Below are 20,250 nucleotides of genomic sequence, written 5' to 3'. Positions count from 1 at the left end.
GTTGCCTGCAATCGAAAGACGAACAAACGCCTGGTCACCGGGCACGGTCGGGCCTCAATGGCAGCGGCGTTATGGGCAGGGAGCTATAGGCGAGCGCGCTGATTGGCGGCGCGACGGTGAATCCGTTTACGCAGCAAGGTGGCGGGTGTCGGAACACAGGTTATGCAGGGGCTGGGGTGCGAATGTGGCTGCGAGCGATGTGGCTGGCTATCCATCACGCGTTCTCCCTGAACCAGATGTGGATAAGTGACGGCTGTCCTTTGTGCCTGTGAGTGAAGACAGGCGACAGATCGAAGTCAAGGAAGTGCCTTAGAACTGTATGAAATCTGATCTATCGCGTTGTAGCCTATATGGGCTGTGGCTCGTAGGGTTTAGCGAACAAGTTATCCACATCTCCACCCACAGCTATTGGGGACAACTGTGGATGACGGGGCAAATTTATTCACAAAAAACCAAGAAAAACCGTGACTTATCCGGAAGCAGGGTTTTACGCAAGCATTGATCGTTTTTTGATCAGAAGCCTGCAGGCCACGGTTTATATGACGTGCAGAGGATGGCGAACACCTTATCCACAGAAGCGCCAACAGACTTTGGGGGCAACTTTGCAGGTTCTGTGGAAAACCGCTGAAAGCCGCGAAAATTCAGGGTTTGCGGAAGAATCAGGGGAAGAAAAGGGTCAATTGAGCATTATTTGATCAACTCACTGAAAGCCCCGGTTTATATAGCCTGTAGCTGACAGCGAACATCTTATCCACAGAAGCGCCAACAGAGATTGGGGGCAAGTATCGGCTCATGAGCGACGTTGTTCTGTGGAAAAAGCTCGAAAAAACCGTGGCTTAGGTTGGGTGTTTTTTGTACTGAGGGCTGGAGGGCTTGATGGGCATGGGGTGTAGCGAGGCGCGAACATGTTATCCACAGAAGCGCTAACAGGGATTGTGGGTAACGTTGATGTGCACATAATCAGTGTTCGACACTGAACCCATGTGAGAGCGGGCTTGCTCGCGAAGGCTGACTGGCATTCAAAATCGATGTCGACTGACCCGCCGCTTTCGCGAGCAAGCCCGCTCCCACACGAACAGGGCTCAGCCTTAAGGCCGATACATCAAATAGGCTTCCCCCGTGACCCGAATCATTGGGTGGGGCGTGATCTGGCAGGTATCGACGATCCGGAAGCCATGGCGCTCATAAAACCGCCGGGCGCCGGTGTTCACCGCATAGTCGATCAGGCTCAAGCCGTTGAGCCCCAACCGGTTGGCACGGTCGTAGGCGTAGGCGAGGAATTGCTTGCCCAACCCCTGATTGCGCCAGCCCTCATGCAGGGCCAGGCTCGAAATATAAAGGGTATCGGGGATTTCCATCGTCGCATACGGCGCCAGGACCGGATCGGTCACGGGAGCGGCCTGCGGATCGTGGCGCATCGCGTAGCTGTGCAGCATGCCGATGACCTTTCCCTCGGCCTGCGCGATCAGGCAGTTCTGATAAGAGAAATCAACGTCTTCACGTGCGTAACGACTGGCACCGACCTCCAGCAAGTCCTGGCCAGGCTGCGCCAGTTGGCTCCAGATGTAATCCGCCGCACCTTCTGAGGAAATCTGAAACAAGCGAGCAATCTCCCGCGCATCCGCGCGCAGGGCCGAACGAAACTCAACTGCCATTTACCGGGCTCCACAGGACCGTTAGCGAACCACGCCTTCTTCAATCAGCAACTTGAGAATGGCTTCGGCGCCCGCCTGCGCGGTGACGCCCTTGAGCACTTGCCCGCCTCCGCCACTGGCCTTGGCCGTCGCGGCCTTCATGCGGTCTGCACCGCTCTTGGCCTTGATCACTTTCAAGCGTTTTGGCCGTGGCTTGGCCGGTTGCAGCGTGGCCACCGCCAGCAGTTCATCGTCGATCACTTCGACTTCATCCGCCTGCAACACCCCGCGCCGCGCTGGACCGTAGGCGCTCTGCCGAGGCTTGGGTGCCGCGTTATCCACAGTCGCCAGAAATGGCAGGCGCACTTTCAAGCGACGACGCTGCCCGCGCGGCAAGGCCTGCAGCACCAGCGCCGAACCACCATCGATGGATTCGACCTGCGCCAACCCCACCACCAGTGGCCAGCCAAGGCTTTCCGCCAGCAGGAACGGCAACATGCCCGAACCTTCACCGGTTTCCGCCTGGCTGCCGGTCAGCACCACTTGTGCCCCGGCATCGCGCAGATACGCGGTCAACGCCGGCAGCGCATCAGCACCTTCCGGTTGCTCCAGCACATGCAGCTGTTCCAGGCCCATGCCCAGATAAGCGCGCAGTGCCGGTTCCGCGACGTCGCCGGCATGCAGCACTTGCAGGTTATCCCCAGCCAGTTGCAAACCCAGTTCAACCGCCCGCGCATCCTGCTCGGCGCGGCGTGGCCGGCCGGAGGTCGGGTGGGCACCGATGGACACCAGACTGATGATTTTCGTGCTCATAACCCTTTCCTTCCCTTAAGCCGCATCGCGCTTGGCTTCATTGCGGTAAGCCTCTACCGCATCGATCAAGGCTTGAAGAATCTCGGCGCTCTCGCCGATCACCGACAGGTCGGCCCGTTTGATCATGTCGCAGCCAGGATCGAGGTTGATCGCCACCACCTTGTCGCAGGCACCGATGCCTTGCAGGTGCTGGATTGCCCCGGAGATACCCACCGCCACGTAAACCCGTGCCGTGACCCAGGTGCCAGACGCACCGACCTGACGGTCCCGGGCCATGAAGCCGTCGTCCACCGCCACTCGCGATGCACCTTCGGTCGCGCCCAACGCCTCGGCCGTCCTGTGGAAAAGTCCCCAGTCCTTGACCCCGTTACCGCCGGAGAAGATGAACTCGGCTTCGGCCATCGGAATCGCCGCCGGATCCACCGCCACCGCGCCCAGATCTTCGATCCGCGACAGGCTGCGAGCGACCGCTGTGGATAACTCCACCGGCAAGGCCTCATGACGGGTTTCGCTGACCGGTTCAGCGCATTCGGCCGCAGCCAGAATCAAGCGAGCGACCGGACGTGCAAGGTCTTGCAAACCAGCACCGGCGCGGCCGATGCACTCCTGATCCTTGACCTGCCAGACCCGCGTGGCCGGGCGTTCGCCCAATGCGGCGGCAAAGCGTCGACCGAGTTCGCCACCACCGCTGCGACTGTCCGGCAGCAACCAGTGACGAGGGCTGAACTGGTTATCAACAGCCCGCAGGCCCTGGACTCGTTGTTCCGGTGCATAACCGCTGAATTCGTCGCCCTCAAGCACCAGCAAGCGATCCACGCCAGCCGTGGCGAAGGCGTTTTCCTTGTGCTCACCGAAGACCACGGCCAGTACCGCGCCGTCCTTGCCGGCCAACTGATGAGCCAGGCCGAGCAAGTCGCGGTCGTGGCTGCTCAAGCGGCCGCCGACCATGTCCGGCACCACGCTGATGTAGAACGCAGGTGCAGCCACTTGATGCAGCGGCAATTGCACTTCAACCGCGGCCGAGCGTTTGGTCGCCCCGCCCTGCTGAGCGCCGCTGCGGTCAATCCGTTTGATGCCGTTGGGGCCGATAAAACCGATCCCGTGAGGATTTTTGCGGATGAGGCCGTTAGGCCCCATCCAGCTGTGTTGCGCCGGTTGCATGGCCGCATGCAGCGGGTGCAAGCGGTTGCGGGCGATCCATTCGGCGCGTGGGTCGCGGCGGATAATGTCGCTCATCAATGCACCTCCGCAGGTTCACGTTTGGCCGGTGCCGATGGCTTTCCCGGCGTTGCGTCTTCGAGCAACGCATCGGCCACCAGTTCGGCAATGTCCTTGATCATTGGACGCGGTTCGACCACGCCTTCGAGCATCGCAGTGCACTGTGGACAACCCACGGCCACCAGTTCGGCACCGGTTTCGCGGATGTCTTCCATGCGCATGTCGGGAATCCGCTGCTTACCCGGAATGTCGGTGATCGGTGCACCGCCACCGCCGCCGCAGCAGCGTGAACGGAAACCTGAGCGTTGCATCTCTTTCACTTCAATCCCGAGTGCGCGCAGCACTTCACGCGGCGCCTCGTATTCACCGTTGTAGCGGCCGAGGTAGCACGGGTCGTGATAGGTCACGCTGCTGCCTTTGTGCTGGCCGAGGTTCAGGGCGCCTTCGCCAATGATCTCCGCCATGTAAGTGCTGTGGTGCTGCACGAGGTAGTTACCGTCGAAGGCGCCGTACTCGTTTTTCAGCACGTGGAAACTGTGCGGGTCGCACGTGACGATGCGGTTGAAGCTGTACTTGGCCAGGGTCTGGATGTTGCGTTTGGCCAACAGCTGGAAGGTCGCTTCGTCGCCCAAGCGTCGGGCCACGTCACCGCTGTCGCGCTCTTCAAGACCCAGCACCGCGAAGTCGACCTTGGCCGCTTTCAGCACTTTGACGAAGGCGCGCAGGGTGCGCTGGTTGCGCATGTCGAAGGCACCGTCACCGACCCAGAACAGCACGTCGGTGGATTTTTTCTCGCTGAGCAGGTTCAGGTTCAAATCCGCCGCCCAGTTCATCCGCCCGCCCGGCGCGAAGCCGCCCGGGTTGTCGGTGGCGATCAGGTTTTCCAGGACTTCGGCACCCTTGTTCGGGGTCGCGCCTTTTTCCAGAGTCAGATGGCGACGCATGTCGACGATGGCGTCGACGTGCTCGATCATCATCGGGCATTCCTCGACGCAGGCACGGCAAGTGGTGCAGGACCACAGGGTTTCAGCGTCCACCAGACCGTTGACGATTGGTTGATGCGGATTACCACCGTGTTCGCCGATGGATTTGCCCGGATAGGGGCTTCCGGCGAACTTGGCATCAGTGCCACCGGCCAGGCCAACGACCATGTCCTGAATCAGTTTTTTCGGGTTCAGCGGCTGGCCGGCGGCGAACGCCGGGCACGCGGCTTCACATTTACCGCACTGCACGCAGGCGTCGAAGCCGAGCAGTTGGTTCCAGGTGAAATCCTTGGGTTTTTCCACGCCCAGCGGAGCGTTCGGGTCATTCAGGTCCAGCGGTTTCAAACCGGTGGAACGACCGCCACCAAAACGTTCGGCGCGACGGTGCCAGGCCAGGTGCAAGGCACCGGCGAAGGCGTGCTTCATCGGCCCGCCCCAGGTCATGCCGAAGAACAGTTCGCTAACGCCCCACAGCACACCGACGCCGAGGATCGCAGCCACCACCCAACCACCGAAGTTTTCCGGAAGGATGCCGGCAACCGGCAGGGTCAGCAGGAAGAACGACGCCGAGAACGCCATCAGGCTTTTCGGCAAGCGCATCCACGGGCCTTTGGACAAGCGGGCCGGTGGGTTGCGACGGCGCAGGAACATAAAGATCGCGCCGACAAACATCACCGCCGACATCAGCAGCAGTGCATAACCGAGGATGCGGTTATGCAGGCCAAAACCATGCACCAGAATCGCCAGCACAATCGACGCCACCGCACCACCGGCCGTGGCGACGTGGGTGTTGGCAATGTATTTGTCCCGCGCGACGACGTGGTGCAAATCGACCATGTAGCGTTTGGGCATGGCGAACAGACCGCCGATCAGGTCGACTTTCGAAGCCCGGCCCTGACGCCACATAGCCACCCGCCGCAACGCGCCCAGGACAGCCAGGCCCAAGGCAGCGAACAACAGGATTGGAAGAAGGGTGTTCAACATGTGGAGCTCCCAAAGACCTCGGGGTCTTGCAGGCCTAACTACCTGGATGCCTTGCTCGAATCCCTGTAGGAGCGAGGCTTGCCCGCGAAGGCGATGGATCAGCCGACATCAATGTTGAATGTCAGTCCGCCTTCGCGGGCAAGCCTCGCTCCTACAGGTTATCCACAAGCTCTTAGAAATCCTTGCACAACCGCAACGCGTCATAGATCGCCGCGTGGGTGTTGCGCTGGGCCACGCAGTCGCCGATGCGGAACAGCAAGTAGCCGTCGCCCGCCTGGCTCAGCGAAGGCTGAGGCTTGATCGCGAACAAAGCTTCGATGTCCATCTGGCCTTTGTTGCGCGAGCCTTCCTTCAGCGCGTAGTAGATTTCCTCGTCCGGACGCACGCCGTTTTCGACGACGACCTGGTCCACCACCCGCTCCTCTTTGGCGCCGGTGTATTCGTTTTCCAGTACCGCCACCAGCTTGTCGCCTTCGCGGTAGACCTTCTCCAGCATCATGTCCCCGGTCATGATCACTTCTTTCGGGTACATGCTGCGGTAGTAAGTCGGGAACGACGTACCGCCGATGGCCACGCCCGGTTTGATGTCGTCGGTGACGATCTCGACCTGGCTGCCCTTGTCGGCGAGGAAGTCGGCCGTCGACATCCCGGTGAACTCGCAAATGGTGTCGTAGACCAGCACGTTCTTGCCCGGCGCAACCTTGCCGTCAAGGATGTCCCAGCTGCTGACCACCAAGCCTTCAGCCGCGCCCCAGTGTTCGTTCTGTTCCAGGAACGGATGACCGCCGACGGCGAGCACCACCACGTCCGGACGCAGGTCGAGAATGGTTGCCGCATCGGCTGCCACGCCCAGGCGCAGGTCGACTTTCAAACGCGCCAGTTCCAGTTGAAACCAGCGAGTGATACCGGCGATCTGGTCCCGTTGCGGCGCTTTCGACGCGGTAGTGATCTGCCCGCCGATGAATTCTTTCTTCTCGAACAGGGTCACGTCGTGGCCACGTTCAGCCGACACACGAGCCGCTTCCATCCCGGCAGGACCGGCACCGACCACCACGACTTTGCGCTTCACCCCGGTCGATTTCTCGATGATGTGCGGCACGCCCATGTATTCACGGGAAGTCGCGGCGTTCTGGATGCACAACACGTCCAGGCCCTGGTACTGACGGTCGATGCAGTAGTTGGCGCCGACACACTGTTTGATCTGGTCGACCTGGCCCATTTTGATCTTGGCGATCAAATGCGGGTCGGCGATGTGGGCGCGGGTCATGCCGACCATGTCGACGTAACCGCCTTCCAGAATACGGGTTGCCTGGTTCGGGTCCTTGATGTTCTGCGCGTGCAGGACCGGGGCCTTCACCACTTCCTTGATACCGGCGGCCAAATGCAGGAATGGCTCCGGTGGATAACTCATGTTCGGAATAACGTTGGCCAAGGTGTTGTGGGTGTCGCAACCCGAGCCCACAACGCCAATGAAGTCGATCATGCCGGTGTCGTCGTAGTACTTGGCGATCTGTTTCATGTCCTCGTGGGACAAACCATCCGGGTGGAATTCATCACCGCACAGACGGATGCCGACGCAGAAGTCCGGACCGACTTCCTTACGCACTGCCTTGATCACTTCCAGGCCGAAACGCATGCGGTTTTCGAAGCTGCCGCCCCATTCATCGGTACGCTTGTTGACCCGCGGGCTCCAGAACTGGTCGATCATGTGTTGGTGCACAGCGGACAACTCGACGCCATCCAGGCCACCGGCCTTGGCCCGCGCGGCTGCGCTGGCGTAGTTGCCGATCACCCGCCAGATTTCTTCCGGCTCGATGGTTTTGCAGGTCGCGCGGTGCACCGGTTCACGGATGCCCGACGGCGACAGCAGGGTTGGCCAATGCTCGCCGTCCCAGCGGGAACGACGGCCCATGTGGGTAATCTGGATCATGATCTTGGCGCCATGCTTGTGCATGGCGTCGGCCAGGTTCTGGAAGTGCGGAATGATCCGGTCGTCGGCCAGGTTGACCGACTTCCACCAGCCTTGAGGGCTGTCGATGGCCACGCTGGAGGAACCGCCGCAAATCGCCAGGCCGATCCCGCCCTTGGCTTTCTCTTCGTAATACTTGACGTACCGGTCGGTGGTCATGCCGCCGTCGGTGGCGTAGACCTCGGCGTGCGCGGTGCTGAGCACGCGGTTGCGGATGGTCAGTTTGCCGATCTGGATCGGCTGGAACATTGCTTCGAAAGCCATGGCGGGGTCCTCGACTTACAACGGCTTGACGGTGAACAAACCGTCGTCGTGGCCTTCTTCGGAGCCACCGTAGACTTGTTCGGCGACCGTGCGGATCTTGCTGCCGCGAGCGGCCAGGATCTGGTCCATGGCGCCGGCGAACCAGCCAGTGAACATGTAGTCGACCTTGCGCCCGACCTTGCCGTACACGTAGACAAATGCGGAGTGTTCGAGCTTGACGCTGGCGGTGCCTTTGTCGAGGTCGATGTCCTGAATCTTGAACAAGCCCCAGCCGCGTTGCGACAGACGCTTCATGTAGTGCTCGAACACTGCGACGCCTTCCAGGCCGTGGCATTCAGCTTCTTTTTCACACCAGTGCCAGGCGGACTTGTAGCCGGCCTTGTAGAGGATTTCGGCGTAGGCTTCGGCGCCCAGCACTTCCTCGATGCCCATGTGGTTGTTGACGAAGAAATGGCGCGGCACATACAGCATCGGCAGGGCGTCAGAAGTCCAGATACCGGTTTCGCTGTCGACTTCGATTGGCAATTGCGGGGCGATCTTGGCCATGGAAACTTAACTCCAGAAAATTCGTTGTGTTGCCCCCGGCACGGACGGCCGGGGGAAAGGATTCAGAGATGCGGTGGCTTATTCGCCCCAAACGTCTTTGAGGACGTTCACCCAGTTCTCGCCCATGATCTTGCGCACCACCCGCTCGGAATGGCCGCGTTTGAGCAGGGTCTCGGTCAGGTTCGGGAACTCGCCCACGGTGCGGATGCCCAGCGGGTTGATGATCTTGCCGAAGCTGGTCAGACGGCGGGCGTAGCCCTTGTCATGGGTCAGGTATTCGAAGAAGTCCTGGCCATGGCCCTGGGTGAAGTCGGTGCCGATGCCGATGGCGTCTTCGCCGACGATGTTCATGGTGTATTCGATGGCTTCGGCGTAGTCGTCGATGGTCGAATCAATGCCCTTGGCCAGGAACGGCGCGAACATGGTCACACCAACGAAACCGCCGTGATCGGCGATGAACTTCAGCTCTTCGTCGGATTTGTTGCGCGGGTGCACTTTCAGACCCGACGGCAGGCAGTGGGAGTAGCAGACCGGCTTCTTGGATTCGAGGATGACTTCTTCGGAGGTTTTCGAGCCGACGTGGGACAGGTCGCACATGACGCCGACACGGTTCATCTCGGCGACGATTTCACGACCGAAACCCGACAGGCCGCCATCGCGCTCGTAGCAACCGGTACCGACCAGGTTTTGGGTGTTGTAGCACATCTGCACGATACCGACGCCGAGCTGCTTGAAGACCTCGACGTAGCCGATCTGGTCTTCAAACGCGTGAGCATTCTGGAAGCCAAAGAGGATGCCAGTCTTGCCCTGCTCCTTGGCCTTGCGGATATCGGCGGTGGTGCGCACCGGAATCACCAGATCGCTGTTCTCGCGGATCAGCTTCTGGCTGGCGGCGATGTTGTTGACAGTGGCCTGGAAGCCCTCCCACACCGACACGGTGCAGTTGGCCGCGGTCAGACCGCCCTTGCGCATGTCTTCAAACAGCTCGCGGTTCCACTTGGCAATAATCAGCCCGTCGATAACGATGCTGTCGGCGTGCAATTCGGCTGGGCTCATCAGGCTGTCCCCTATTAGCGATTCATGCGCCGAATCGTGTGCCGGCGCTTTGGGGCCAGCATATGCCTGAGGGCCGGGGCAGCCGGGTGCAAAAACGACAGAGGGTTTGCCGAAAGCGTCAATCCGCGACAAAGGGTCGTCAACAGGCGTCATTGCCTACCTATCCAACGCCGCCCGCTTGGGCCAGAATTCGCCGCATCACTGGATGTTTTACTGAATGCATGACTGGATCAAGGGGCGGCGGCGTAATGAAATCTATCTTTCTGGCTTTGGCACTGATAGCGACTGGCGTACAAGCAGCTGAAGAAGCCGACGACAACCCCTGCGACGCCGTCGAAAACGAAATCCAGACCCTGGAATGCTCGGCCTACAGCAGAACCACCGCCGAACAGCTGCTGAGCGACAACTACCAAAGCCTGACCGAGCGCATGCAAACGCTTTACGGCAACAACAAGGCGCAACTGACCGACATCACCGCCAAAATCAAAACCGCGCAACAGCAATGGCTGAAAACCCGGGATGCCGATTGCGCAGTGGATGCATTTCCAGCGACCAGTGGTAGCAAAGCGTTCACCATTGCGCAGAACGATTGCGTGGCGCGGATGAGTGACGAGCGGTCGGAGTTTTTGGAGTCGATTGGGCAGGAATAAAGACATAAGAATGGAGAATTATTTGATCCCCCACGAAGTAGTGAGCCGCATCGTCGATGGAGCACTTCCTATTCGCGCCTGGCGCGAACACCTGAACCTTACGCAGGATGAAGTGGCCAAGCGTATGGGCATTTCCCAACCGGCCTTTGCCCAGCAGGAGACTGTCGCCAAGCCCCGCAAGGTGACACGTGAGAAAATTGCCGCGGCATTTGGCATCACTGCCAATCAGCTTGAGCTGTAAGAAACGACCAAGATCGCAGCCTGCAGGCTGCGATCTTTGGTCCTCCCACCGATTTCTGACTTAGCCCCTGTCACTCCAGGAATGGCGATTTATTGAATCGCTGGGGCACCACCATCAAGCTTGGTGCTTGCTCGTATTCATAACCCAACGCTGCAATGTCCATTACCTCGCTGATCTTTCGCGTCCAGGGCTTGAGTGCATCATTGTAATTGTGGCCCTCGGGGCCGTTTGTCAGTGGTGCGTAGTGCGGTGCCCATTGCTCGTTGTCTTGTGCCATCCGGGCCTGCCAGTCAGCCCAGACTTTGTCGACGAAACAATGATGAAGAAAGAACACCGGGTCATCTGGAGAAGTCATCGGTAGCATGTTGCCGCCCACCCAAAGATGAACCCGATTGTGCAACTGGGAACTCGAGGTTTTGACTTGTGGATCGCCTCGCTGCGTGATCCAACCCTCCAGACGGTTTCTGAAACCGCGTACACCATGACCGGAGTCATACGGCGGCGTGTCATACAAACTCTCGCCCATCACTATCTGCAGATCGTCAGGGGTTGGCAGAGAGTTCACCACCAGACCGAACTGCCGCTTTAACCCCGGCTCCGGCAGACCGTCATCAGGGTATGACGGAACGGGCCACTTCCCGTCCTTGAAGGCAAAAGGACCGCTCGCCACCCGCCAGTAGTCGTTCTCCACGCCATTTCCGCCCATGAAGTTGTCCGCCCATACCGGCGAGTTCTGCGGATCGGCAGCGTCCTCTGTCCAGTTCCAGTAAGGGATGGTGATCGAGGGGTCAATGGCCTGAAGATCATCTTCAAATTGAAGCAGGAACGCTCGATGCCAGGGTAGGAATGAAGGCCCTCGATGCGCTCCGTTTCGGTAGTTGGGATCGTTCGGCTCGTGAGGTAGAACTGTGGGCACCATCACCTGATGATGCTGATGCACATACTGATCGTATTTTCCTGATTCCTTGAGCTGGAGGCAGGCTTCGACAAACTGCCGCTTTTCAACATCGGTCAGCGAACGAATATTTTTTCGAAGTTTCATCTGACTCGATCCTTGAGGAATTAAACGGAGTGATCGCCCTGAAGCAGGCATGGTGTCCGGTAAACTTAGTCATGACATGGTTCGGCGTCTACTGTCAGAAATAATAGGTTAACCTCATCTGCCGACTAACGGTCGCAGCTCGGCAGCCGCCACGTTGCGGGATGACTTCACATCTCAAGTACGTCAACATCCGGGGCCAACCGGTTCGCTCATAGGGTCATCAATCCATGAAAATCTGCGGCATCGAAATCAAAGGCAGCGAAGCGATCATCGCCGTGGCCTCGCTCGACGGCCTGGCCCTGAGCCATGTCGAACTGAACACTAAGAAAATCGCCCTCGACGAGGACGACGAAGCCGCCAACGTCAAAGTCTTCGCCGCTCAGGTGGCGTCGTTTGTTCGCGAGAACTCCATCGACCGGATCGCGATCAAGAAACGCAGCAAGAAAGGCGAGTTCGCCGGTGGGCCGACTACGTTCAAGATCGAGGGGATTTTCCAGCTACTGGAAAATTGCGAGGTAACGCTGCTGTCGCCGCAGACCATCAATGCGCAGAACAAGAAGTTCGATTTTGCACTGCCGGAGACGCTGAACAAGTATCAGCATGAGGCTTACAAAGCGGCGTGTTCGGTGCTAATGAAGAAGTAACATTTTCTCTCATCAACACAGGTCATTGTGGGAGCGGGCTTGCCCGCGATGGCGGCGTGTCAGTCAACATCAACATTGAATGTGCCGGCCTCATCGCGGGCAAGCCCGCTCCCACAGGTTTCTCGGGTGTCGTCAGAATTACGCTTTAGCCGTACGTCGGTCTTCCCGTGGACACCGCTCAAACCGTGCCCGATAACTGCGGGTGAAATACGACGGCGATTCAAACCCGCACGCGATGCTCACTTCCAACACACTCATGTTCGTCTGACGCAGCAACTGCCGCGCCTTCTCCAGCCTCAACCGCAGATAGAAATTGCTCGGCGTGTCGTTCAGATGCAGGCGAAACAGGCGTTCGAGCTGACGCCGGGTCACTTTGATCGATTCCGCCAGCGCCAGCGTACTCAGCGGCGGTTCGCTGTGCTGTTCCATCTCCCCGATCACCTGCACCAGTTTCTTGTTGCTGATGCCATACCGCGTGGCGACTTCCATGCGCTGGTGGTCTTTGCGCGGGCGGATGCGCCCGAGTACGAATTGTTCGCTGACCTGGATCGCCAGTTCCGGGCCGTGGGCCTGGCCGATGAGGTCGAGCATCAGGTCAATGGAAGCCGTGCCGCCGGCGGAGGTGATGCGCCGACGGTCAATCTCGAACAGCTCCTGAGTGACGCTGAGCTGTGGATAAGACTCCTTGAAGGCATCGATGGCTTCCCAGTGCAGGGTCAGGCGATGGCCGTCGAGCAGGCCGGCTTCCGCGAGGATAAAACTGCCGGTGTCGATGGCGCCGAGGATCACACCTTCGTTATCCAAACGACGCAACCAGTGTTCCAGTGCCGGAGTGGCGAATTTCAGCGGTTCGAAACCGGCGACCACCAGCAACGTCGCGCCTTTCTTCAGGGGTTCCAGCGCCGCATCGGCGTTGACCGACATGCCGTTACTGGCCAGCACCGCCCCGCCATCAGCGCTCAACACATGCCAGCGGTACAGCTCGCCGCGAAAGCGATTGGCGACCCGCAGCGGCTCGATTGCCGAGATGAAACCGATCGCCGAGAAACCCGGCATCAACAAGAAGTAGAAATCCTGGGACATGGAGCGCACTCGATGGCAGGTAGCGAGAGGGCGGGTAGCGTGTGGACGTTGATACGCCACTTGCAACCGGCATTCAAGCGCGCAGGTCGCTGCAGTGCAAGAGCTGGTCGCCGCAGTGCGTTTTTACAGGGGCTCAGCTGCGTAACTTGGCATCACCGGCGCACGAAGACGCCCGGACCCACAATAACGACCTGCCGAGGAACCCGACATGAAACGACTGATCAGCAGCTGTGTTCTTGCACTCAGCGGTACCGCTTTTTTGAGCGCCAGCGTCATGGCGGCCGAACCCGCGTCGTGCCAGAACGTGCGCATGGGCGTAGTGAACTGGACCGATGTGATCGCCACCAGCGCCATGACCCAAGTATTGCTCGACGGCCTCGGCTACAACACCAAACAGACCAGCGCCTCCCAGCAAATCATCTTCGCCGGGATTCGCGACCAGCGCCTGGACTTGTTCCTCGGTTACTGGAACCCGCTGATGACGCAGACCATCACACCGTTTGTCGATGCCAAGCAGGTCAAAGTGCTTGAAGCACCGAGTCTCAAGGATGCTCGCGCCACCCTCGCCGTGCCGACTTACCTCGCCGACAAAGGCCTGAAAACCTTTGCCGACATCGCCAAATTCGAAAAAGAACTGGGCGGCAAAATTTACGGCATCGAGCCTGGCTCGGGCGCCAACACCCAGATCAAGGCGATGATCGCCAAGAACCAGTTTGGCTTGGGCAAGTTCCAGCTGGTCGAGTCCAGCGAAGCCGGCATGCTTGCGGCGGTGGATCGCGCCGTGCGGCGCAAGGAAGCTGTGGTGTTCTTCGGCTGGGCGCCGCACCCGATGAACGTCAACGTGCAGATGACTTACCTCACCGGCAGTGAAGACGCCCTCGGCCCGAACGAAGGCATGGCCACCGTCTGGACGGTCACCGCGCCGAAATACGCCGAGCAATGCCCGAACATTGGTCGTTTGCTGAGCAACCTGACCTACACCGCCGAAGACGAGAGCCGGATGATGCAGCCATTGCTGGATCACAAAGACGCCTTCGAATCGGCGAAGCAATGGCTCAAGGATCACCCGCAAGACAAGCAACGCTGGCTCGAAGGCGTGACCACCTTCGACGGCAAACCGGCTGCTGAAAACCTGAACCTGACCAGTAAATAAACCTGAAATGAACCACCGATTCGCAGCCCGACCGGGCTGCGAACGGGACCACCACGCCTAGCCATTTACCTAAAAAGCACACGCCTGAAAGGAACCGCCTCATGAACCACGACGTCATCATCACCTGCGCACTCACCGGTGCTGGCGACACGACCGCCAGAAGCCCACACGTGCCGGTCACCCCAAAACAAATCGCCGCGGCCGCCGTGGAAGCCGCCAAGGCTGGCGCCACCGTGGTCCACTGCCACGTTCGCGACCCGCAAACCGGCAAGTTCAGCCGTGACGTGGCGCTTTACCGCGAAGTGATGGAGCGTATCCGCGAGGCCGACGTCGACATCATCGTCAACCTCACTGCCGGCATGGGCGGCGACCTGGAAATCGGCGCGGGCGAGAACCCGATGGAGTTCGGCCCGAACACCGACCTGGTCGGCCCGCTGACCCGTCTGGCCCACGTCGAAGAACTGCTACCGGAAATCTGCACGCTGGATTGCGGCACCCTGAACTTCGGCGACGGCGACACCATTTACGTGTCCACCCCGGCCCAGCTACGCGCTGGCGCCAAACGCATTCAAGAGCTGGGCGTTAAGCCTGAGCTGGAAATCTTCGATACCGGTCACCTGTGGTTCGCCAAGCAGATGATCAAGGAAGGCCTGCTCGATAACCCGTTGTTCCAGCTGTGCCTGGGCATCCCGTGGGGCGCGCCGGCCGACACCACCACCATGAAAGCCATGGTCGACAACCTGCCGGCCGACGCGGTCTGGGCCGGGTTTGGCATCGGTCGCATGCAGATGCCAATGGCGGCGCAAGCGGTGCTGCTCGGCGGCAACGTGCGGGTCGGCCTGGAAGACAATCTGTGGCTGGACAAGGGTGTTCTGGCGACTAACGGCCAACTGGTCGAACGCGCCTCGGAAATCCTCAGCCGCCTCGGCGCCCGTGTTCTGACCCCAGCTGAAGGCCGGGCAAAAATGGGCCTGACCAAGCGCGGTTAAACGAACCTGCACCTAACCCTGTGGGAGCGGGCTTGCCCGCGAAGAGGCCGGTACATCCGCCACATCTCTTGTGACAGGAACGCCGCCATCGCAGGCAAGCCAGCTCCCACAGGTTTCTCGACCAATTTTCAGGACAGCATTCATGAGCTTTATCACTGATATCAAAACCTTCGCCGCGCTGGGCAGCGGTGTTATCGGCAGCGGCTGGGTTTCCCGCGCCCTCGCCCACGGCCTTGATGTGGTGGCCTGGGACCCGGCGCCCGGTGCCGAAGTGGCGTTGCGCAAACGCGTCGCCAATGCCTGGGGCGCACTGGAGAAACAAGGCCTGGCACCCGGCGCGTCGCAGGATCGTCTGCGCTTTGTCGCCACCATCGAAGAATGCGTTCGCGATGCGGATTTCATCCAGGAAAGTGCTCCCGAACGACTGGACCTGAAACTGGAACTGCACAGCAAAATCAGCGCGGCGGCCAAGCCCAATGCCTTGATCGGTTCCAGTACGTCGGGGCTGTTGCCGAGCGAGTTCTACGAGAGTTCGACCCACCCGGAACGCTGCGTGGTCGGGCACCCGTTCAACCCGGTTTACCTGCTGCCATTGGTGGAAGTGGTCGGGGGCAAAAATACTGCGCCAGAAGCGGTGCAAGCGGCGATGAAAGTCTATGAATCCTTAGGCATGCGCCCACTGCATGTGCGCAAGGAAGTACCTGGATTTATCGCCGACCGTTTGCTCGAAGCGTTGTGGCGTGAGGCGTTGCATCTGGTCAACGACGGTGTGGCGACCACCGGTGAAATCGACGATGCGATTCGTTTTGGCGCGGGCCTGCGCTGGTCGTTTATGGGTACTTTTCTGACGTATACCCTGGCGGGCGGCGATGCGGGCATGCGGCACTTCATGGCGCAGTTCGGGCCGGCGTTGCAGTTGCCCTGGACGTATCTGCCGGCACCGGAGCTGACCGACAAATTGATCGATGACGTGGTGGATGGCACCAGCGAGCAATTGGGCAAGCACAGCATCTCGGCGCTGGAGCGCTATCGTGATGATTGCTTGCTGGCGGTACTGGAAGCGGTGAAGACCTCCAAGGCCAAACATGGCATGGCGTTTAGCGAATAAGCCGGCTCACTGATCGTTCCCACGCTCTGCGTGGGAATGCCTCAATGGACGCTCTGCGTCCGCTCTTGGGACGCGGAGCGTCCCGGGCTGCATTCCCACGCGGAGCGTGGGAACGATCATCCCCGATCATGCCTGGAGAGAATCATGCCCACCCTCACCACCTACCAAACCAAAATCATCCCCGACTGGGTCGACTACAACGGCCACCTGCGCGATGCCTTCTACCTGCTGATTTTCAGCTACGCCACCGACGCGCTGATGGATCGGCTGGGCATGGACAGCAACAACCGCGAAGCCAGCGGCAACTCGCTGTTCACCCTCGAACTGCACCTCAACTACCTGCACGAAGTGAAGCTCGGTGCCGACGTCGAGGTGCACACCCAGATCATCGGCCATGACCGTAAACGCCTGCACCTCTACCACAGCCTGCATCTGGTGGGTGGTGACAAGGAGCTGGCAGGCAATGAACAAATGCTGCTGCACGTCGACCTCGCGGGGCCGCGATCCGCACCGTTCAGCGAAGAAACCTTGAGCAAACTGCAAGCCATTGTCGCCGATCAAGCCGACCTGCCCGCACCCGCCTTCATCGGCCGAGTGATCGCTTTACCGCCCGAAAAATAACGAGGAACTCGTCATGAACACCGCCGCCGCTTTTGCCGATTTCCGCACCTACCCGTTGATCAGCGCGTTGACCGCCGTGCACACCCTGGCGGACCGAATTCAAGTGCAATGGGCGGATGGGCGGGTCAGCCCTTTTCATCATCAATGGCTACGGGACAACTGCCCGTGCCCGCAGTGCGTCTACACGGTGACCCGCGAGCAAGTGCTGGAAATCGTCGACGTCGCAGAAAACCTGATCCCCGACAGAGCTCAAATCGATGCCGAAGGTTGCCTGTGTGTCGATTGGCAGGACGGCCATCTCAGCCGCTTCGATCCGGGCTGGCTGCGAGCCCACGCCTATGACGACGAATCCCGCGCCGAACGCCGGGACGCCAAACCGAAAAGCAAGCTGTGGGACAGCCATCTGGAGCTACCGGTGTTCGACTATCAGGCGTTGATGGACGACAACCATGCCTTGCTGCAATGGTTGCTGGCGGTGCGCGATATCGGCCTGACCCAGGTTCGCGGTGTACCGACGGAGCCGGGCTCGCTGAAGCTGATCGCCCAGCGGATTTCGTTCATTCGCGAGAGCAATTTCGGCGTGCTGTTCAACGTGCAATCCAAGGCTGACGCCGACAGCAATGCCTACACCGCCTTCAACCTGCCGCTGCACAGCGACCTGCCGACCCGGGAGTTGCAACCGGGGCTGCAATTTCTGCATTGCCTGGTCAATGACGCCGATGGTGGCGAAAGCATTTTCGTCGACGGTTTTGCCATCGCTGAAGCCTTGCGCCATGAAGATCCCGAGGCGTTTCAGGCCTTGTGTGAAATACCCGTGGAGTTTCGCAACAAGGACCGCCATAGCGATTACCGCTGTCTGGCGCCGATCATCGCCCTGGATGCTTTCGGGCAGGTGTCGGAAATCCGCATGGCGAACTTTCTGCGCGGGCCGTTCGATGCTTCAGTCGAACAGATGCCCAAGTTGTATCGCGCTTACCGACGCTTCATTGCGATGACCCGCGAGGCACGGTTCAGGCTGATGCAAAGGCTCAATCCGGGCGAGCTGTGGTGCTTCGACAACCGCCGCACCCTCCACGCCCGCAACGCTTTCGACCCCGCCACCGGTGCCCGGCATTTCCAGGGGTGTTATGTCGACCGGGATGAGTTGTTGTCGCGCATTTTGGTATTGCAAAGATAAACCGCGTCATCGTTCATCGCGGGCAAGCCACGCTCCCACAGATTTGGCGTCGTTCGCCAAATCTGCAGTAACCCCGACCCTGTGGGAGCGCGGCTTGCCCGCGATGGCGTCGGCCCAGACACCCCATTGATCTCTAATTCACAGCCAAAAAAAACCCCGATCAAGCCGTGACAGGATCGGGGCAGAGGTGGGTACTGTTGAGGAGCTGTTGCGCGAGGGTGACCAAACCTTCGTGAATCCAGCTGAGTCCAGTGTGCCCCCTCTTCTCTCTGGCAAGTTAGCCGAAAACGACATGTTCATAGCCAATGCTGACATTGCGACAAATCGCCCTTGCCGCCACTCCATCCCCCCACCAGAATCGAACCACGACACCGTTCCCTGAAGAAGGATTGCGTCATGATGCACGCCGATTTGATAGACCAGGAAGACCTGTTGGGCCAGCTGAAATCGTTGGGTTTTCAAGTACCGAGTGGCTCTACAGCCGAGCAGGCTTGCGAGTGTGCGGTGCGGGGCTTGAACGATGAGCGAGCGATGACGCTGCGGACCATGGTCAAGCAGATGTACACCAGCAGCGCGACCATCCTGCCGGCCGTGCGCCAGGCGATCGACAAGCAATTGCTGCCCGCGTTGGCGGAGTATCAACAAAGCCGTAGCGCCTGATGAATCCAATCGCGGGCAAGCCCGCTCCCACAGTGGTTATGCGTCGTTTACACAATTGATGCATCGACACAGAACCTGTGGGAGCGGGCTTGCCCGCGATGAAGGCGCCTCGGTTTAGAGCCTGACGCTAGCAAACGTCGATTCATTGCGCGCCTGGCTCAACGCCGACAGCGGCCCGGACAACGGTGACAGCACCAGTGCCTGCGGCAGCGGCATCATCGCCACTTGTTGTGTGGTGTTGGAACCCACGCGCTCGTCACGCGGAGGAATACCGAAGTATTCGCGGTAGCACTTGGAGAAGTGCGGCGTAGACACGAAACCACATACCGACGCCACTTCGATGATCGACATCGGCGTTTGCTTGAGCAACTGCCGAGCGCGGATCAGACGCAGTTTCAAGTAGTAACGCGACGGCGAGCAGTGCAGGTATTTCTGGAACAGCCGCTCCAGCTGACGACGCGACACGGCGACGTACACCGCCAGTTCGTCGAGGTCGATCGGCTCTTCGAGGTTGGCTTCCATCAGCGCCACGATTTCCTGCAACTTCGGCTGGTTGGTGCCGAGCATGTGCTTGAGCGGCACGCGCTGGTGATCCTGCTCGTTGCGGATGCGCTCGTAGACGAACATTTCCGAGATCGCGGCCGACAGTTCACGACCGTGATCGCGGCTGATCAGGTGCAGCATCATGTCCAGCGGCGCGGTGCCGCCGGAGCTGGTGAAACGGTTACGGTCGAGGGTGAACAGCCGGGTGCTCATGGCCACCCGCGGGAAAGCTTCCTGCATCGAGGCCAGGCATTCCCAGTGCACGCTGCAATCGAAACCATCCAGCAGACCGGCGCACGCCAGGGCCCAGCTGCCCGTGCAGACCGCGCCAAGACGACGGTGCTGACGCGCCTGGCTTTGCAGCCACGACACGTGTTCACGGGTAACAGTACGCTGAATACCGATGCCGCCGCAGACAATGACAGTGTCCAGGGGGGGCGCTTTGTGCATGGAGGCGTCGGGGGTGATTTGCAGTCCGTCACTGGCCCAGACTTGACCGCCATCGACGGTGAGTGTGGTCCAGCGATACAGCTCGCGGCCGGACAATTGGTTGGCCATGCGCAGGGGTTCTACTGCGGAGGCCAGAGAAATAAGCGTGAAATTGTCCAGCAGCAAAAAGCCGATGGATTGAGGCGCACGGTTCTGGGGTTGAGCCCCGGAGTTGAACGTCGTCATCGCGGTATCTCCTCACACAAAGCGGGTGATGGCCTCAGGCGGAGGCTCTTTTTATTGCCATCGTTCTCGCGTGGGAGACGGGCTTTGTAATGACAGAGCAATTGCCATGCCTAAACTTGAATGCATGTTCAATAACTCCTGAAAACGACGTCGCGATGCGTCTAGATATGGCGCGCAGAGATAAGAGGTCATAAGTG

At 59.8% G+C, this 20,250-nt stretch carries 19 protein-coding genes and 1 pseudogene; 10 read left to right on the top strand and 10 right to left on the bottom strand.

The features are described from left to right. Positions 1-464: 464 nt before the first annotated feature. On the top strand, positions 465-695 hold the full coding sequence (locus TU81_RS30340; protein ID WP_151152222.1) for a hypothetical protein: 231 nt from the start codon (positions 465-467) through the stop codon (positions 693-695). A 393-nt stretch (positions 696-1,088) separates the two neighbouring features. Here TU81_RS30340 and TU81_RS20210 read toward each other — a convergent pair whose 3' ends face one another. From TU81_RS20210 to TU81_RS20180, 7 genes are all read right to left on the bottom strand, one after another. Beyond that, positions 1,089-1,655, bottom strand: coding sequence for a GNAT family N-acetyltransferase (locus TU81_RS20210; RefSeq protein WP_030128551.1), 567 nt, complete (start codon positions 1,653-1,655; stop codon positions 1,089-1,091). 21 nt (positions 1,656-1,676) lie between these two features. Beyond that, a complete protein-coding gene (gene etfB, locus TU81_RS20205) occupies positions 1,677-2,447 on the bottom strand; it encodes an electron transfer flavoprotein subunit beta (RefSeq protein ID WP_030128552.1) in 771 nt (256 codons plus the stop codon). Between the two features lie 15 nt (positions 2,448-2,462). Further along, the gene (gene etfA / locus TU81_RS20200) at positions 2,463-3,683 is read right to left on the bottom strand and encodes an electron transfer flavoprotein subunit alpha (RefSeq protein ID WP_038981121.1); all 1,221 of its coding nucleotides are present in this window, start codon (positions 3,681-3,683) and stop codon (positions 2,463-2,465) included. After that, entirely contained in the window at positions 3,683-5,632 is a 1,950-nt protein-coding gene (gene dgcB / locus TU81_RS20195; RefSeq protein WP_048396377.1) for a dimethylglycine demethylation protein DgcB, read from the bottom strand. The genes etfA and dgcB overlap by 1 nt, the downstream gene beginning before the upstream one ends. Positions 5,633-5,804: 172 nt before the next feature. Then, positions 5,805-7,865, bottom strand: coding sequence for a dimethylglycine demethylation protein DgcA (gene dgcA, locus TU81_RS20190; protein WP_008008115.1), 2,061 nt, complete (start codon positions 7,863-7,865; stop codon positions 5,805-5,807). A gap of 15 nt (positions 7,866-7,880) precedes the next feature. Beyond that, positions 7,881-8,411: a DUF5943 domain-containing protein gene (locus TU81_RS20185; protein ID WP_038981116.1), complete on the bottom strand. Its 531-nt coding sequence runs from the start codon at positions 8,409-8,411 to the stop codon at positions 7,881-7,883. Positions 8,412-8,489: 78 nt separating this feature from the next. Further along, positions 8,490-9,467, bottom strand: coding sequence for a dipeptidase (locus TU81_RS20180; protein ID WP_007907542.1), 978 nt, complete (start codon positions 9,465-9,467; stop codon positions 8,490-8,492). A gap of 248 nt (positions 9,468-9,715) precedes the next feature. On the opposite strand from TU81_RS20180, the gene TU81_RS20175 reads away from it, so the two are divergent. After that, positions 9,716-10,117, top strand: coding sequence for a lysozyme inhibitor LprI family protein (locus TU81_RS20175; protein ID WP_038981114.1), 402 nt, complete (start codon positions 9,716-9,718; stop codon positions 10,115-10,117). 7 nt (positions 10,118-10,124) lie between these two features. After that, positions 10,125-10,358: pseudogene (locus TU81_RS20170) on the top strand (helix-turn-helix domain-containing protein); the annotation flags it as partial. A 70-nt stretch (positions 10,359-10,428) separates the two neighbouring features. Here TU81_RS20170 and TU81_RS20165 read toward each other — a convergent pair. Then, positions 10,429-11,400 (bottom strand): tyrosinase family protein, encoded by a 972-nt coding sequence (locus TU81_RS20165; protein WP_048396375.1) that lies wholly within the window; start codon positions 11,398-11,400, stop codon positions 10,429-10,431. 227 nt (positions 11,401-11,627) lie between these two features. Here TU81_RS20165 and TU81_RS20160 point away from each other — a divergent pair, with 227 nt between their 5' ends. Next, positions 11,628-12,044, top strand: coding sequence for a DUF3010 family protein (locus tag TU81_RS20160; RefSeq protein WP_048396374.1), 417 nt, complete (start codon positions 11,628-11,630; stop codon positions 12,042-12,044). 138 nt (positions 12,045-12,182) lie between these two features. Here TU81_RS20160 and TU81_RS20155 read toward each other — a convergent pair whose 3' ends face one another. Next, on the bottom strand, positions 12,183-13,127 hold the full coding sequence (locus TU81_RS20155) for a GlxA family transcriptional regulator (protein WP_048396373.1): 945 nt from the start codon (positions 13,125-13,127) through the stop codon (positions 12,183-12,185). A gap of 208 nt (positions 13,128-13,335) precedes the next feature. Here TU81_RS20155 and choX point away from each other — a divergent pair, with 208 nt between their 5' ends. From choX to TU81_RS20125, 6 genes are all read left to right on the top strand, one after another. Further along, entirely contained in the window at positions 13,336-14,280 is a 945-nt protein-coding gene (choX, locus tag TU81_RS20150) for a choline ABC transporter substrate-binding protein (protein ID WP_038981106.1), read from the top strand. 101 nt (positions 14,281-14,381) lie between these two features. Then, positions 14,382-15,269, top strand: a complete 888-nt coding sequence (locus TU81_RS20145; protein WP_007907535.1) for a BKACE family enzyme — start codon at positions 14,382-14,384, stop codon at positions 15,267-15,269. A gap of 142 nt (positions 15,270-15,411) precedes the next feature. Next, on the top strand, positions 15,412-16,377 hold the full coding sequence (locus TU81_RS20140) for an L-carnitine dehydrogenase (protein WP_048396372.1): 966 nt from the start codon (positions 15,412-15,414) through the stop codon (positions 16,375-16,377). A gap of 144 nt (positions 16,378-16,521) precedes the next feature. Then, complete coding sequence (locus tag TU81_RS20135) at positions 16,522-16,998, top strand: thioesterase family protein (RefSeq protein ID WP_038981104.1); 477 nt, start codon at positions 16,522-16,524, stop codon at positions 16,996-16,998. Between the two features lie 13 nt (positions 16,999-17,011). Beyond that, a complete protein-coding gene (locus TU81_RS20130) occupies positions 17,012-18,175 on the top strand; it encodes a gamma-butyrobetaine dioxygenase (protein WP_038981103.1) in 1,164 nt (387 codons plus the stop codon). Between the two features lie 396 nt (positions 18,176-18,571). After that, positions 18,572-18,835: a hypothetical protein gene (locus tag TU81_RS20125; protein ID WP_007937979.1), complete on the top strand. Its 264-nt coding sequence runs from the start codon at positions 18,572-18,574 to the stop codon at positions 18,833-18,835. Between the two features lie 114 nt (positions 18,836-18,949). On the opposite strand, the gene gbdR is transcribed toward TU81_RS20125, so the two are convergent. Then, complete coding sequence (gene gbdR, locus TU81_RS20120; protein ID WP_008072536.1) at positions 18,950-20,053, bottom strand: choline metabolism transcriptional regulator GbdR; 1,104 nt, start codon at positions 20,051-20,053, stop codon at positions 18,950-18,952. Between the last annotated feature and the right edge of the window lie 197 nt (positions 20,054-20,250).

Origin of the sequence: Pseudomonas lini, assembly GCF_001042905.1 — a bacterium.
Lineage (GTDB): Bacteria > Pseudomonadota > Gammaproteobacteria > Pseudomonadales > Pseudomonadaceae > Aquipseudomonas > Aquipseudomonas lini.
Note: the sequence above shows the minus strand (reverse complement) of the source record. Positions and strands in the feature narration are given on the sequence as shown.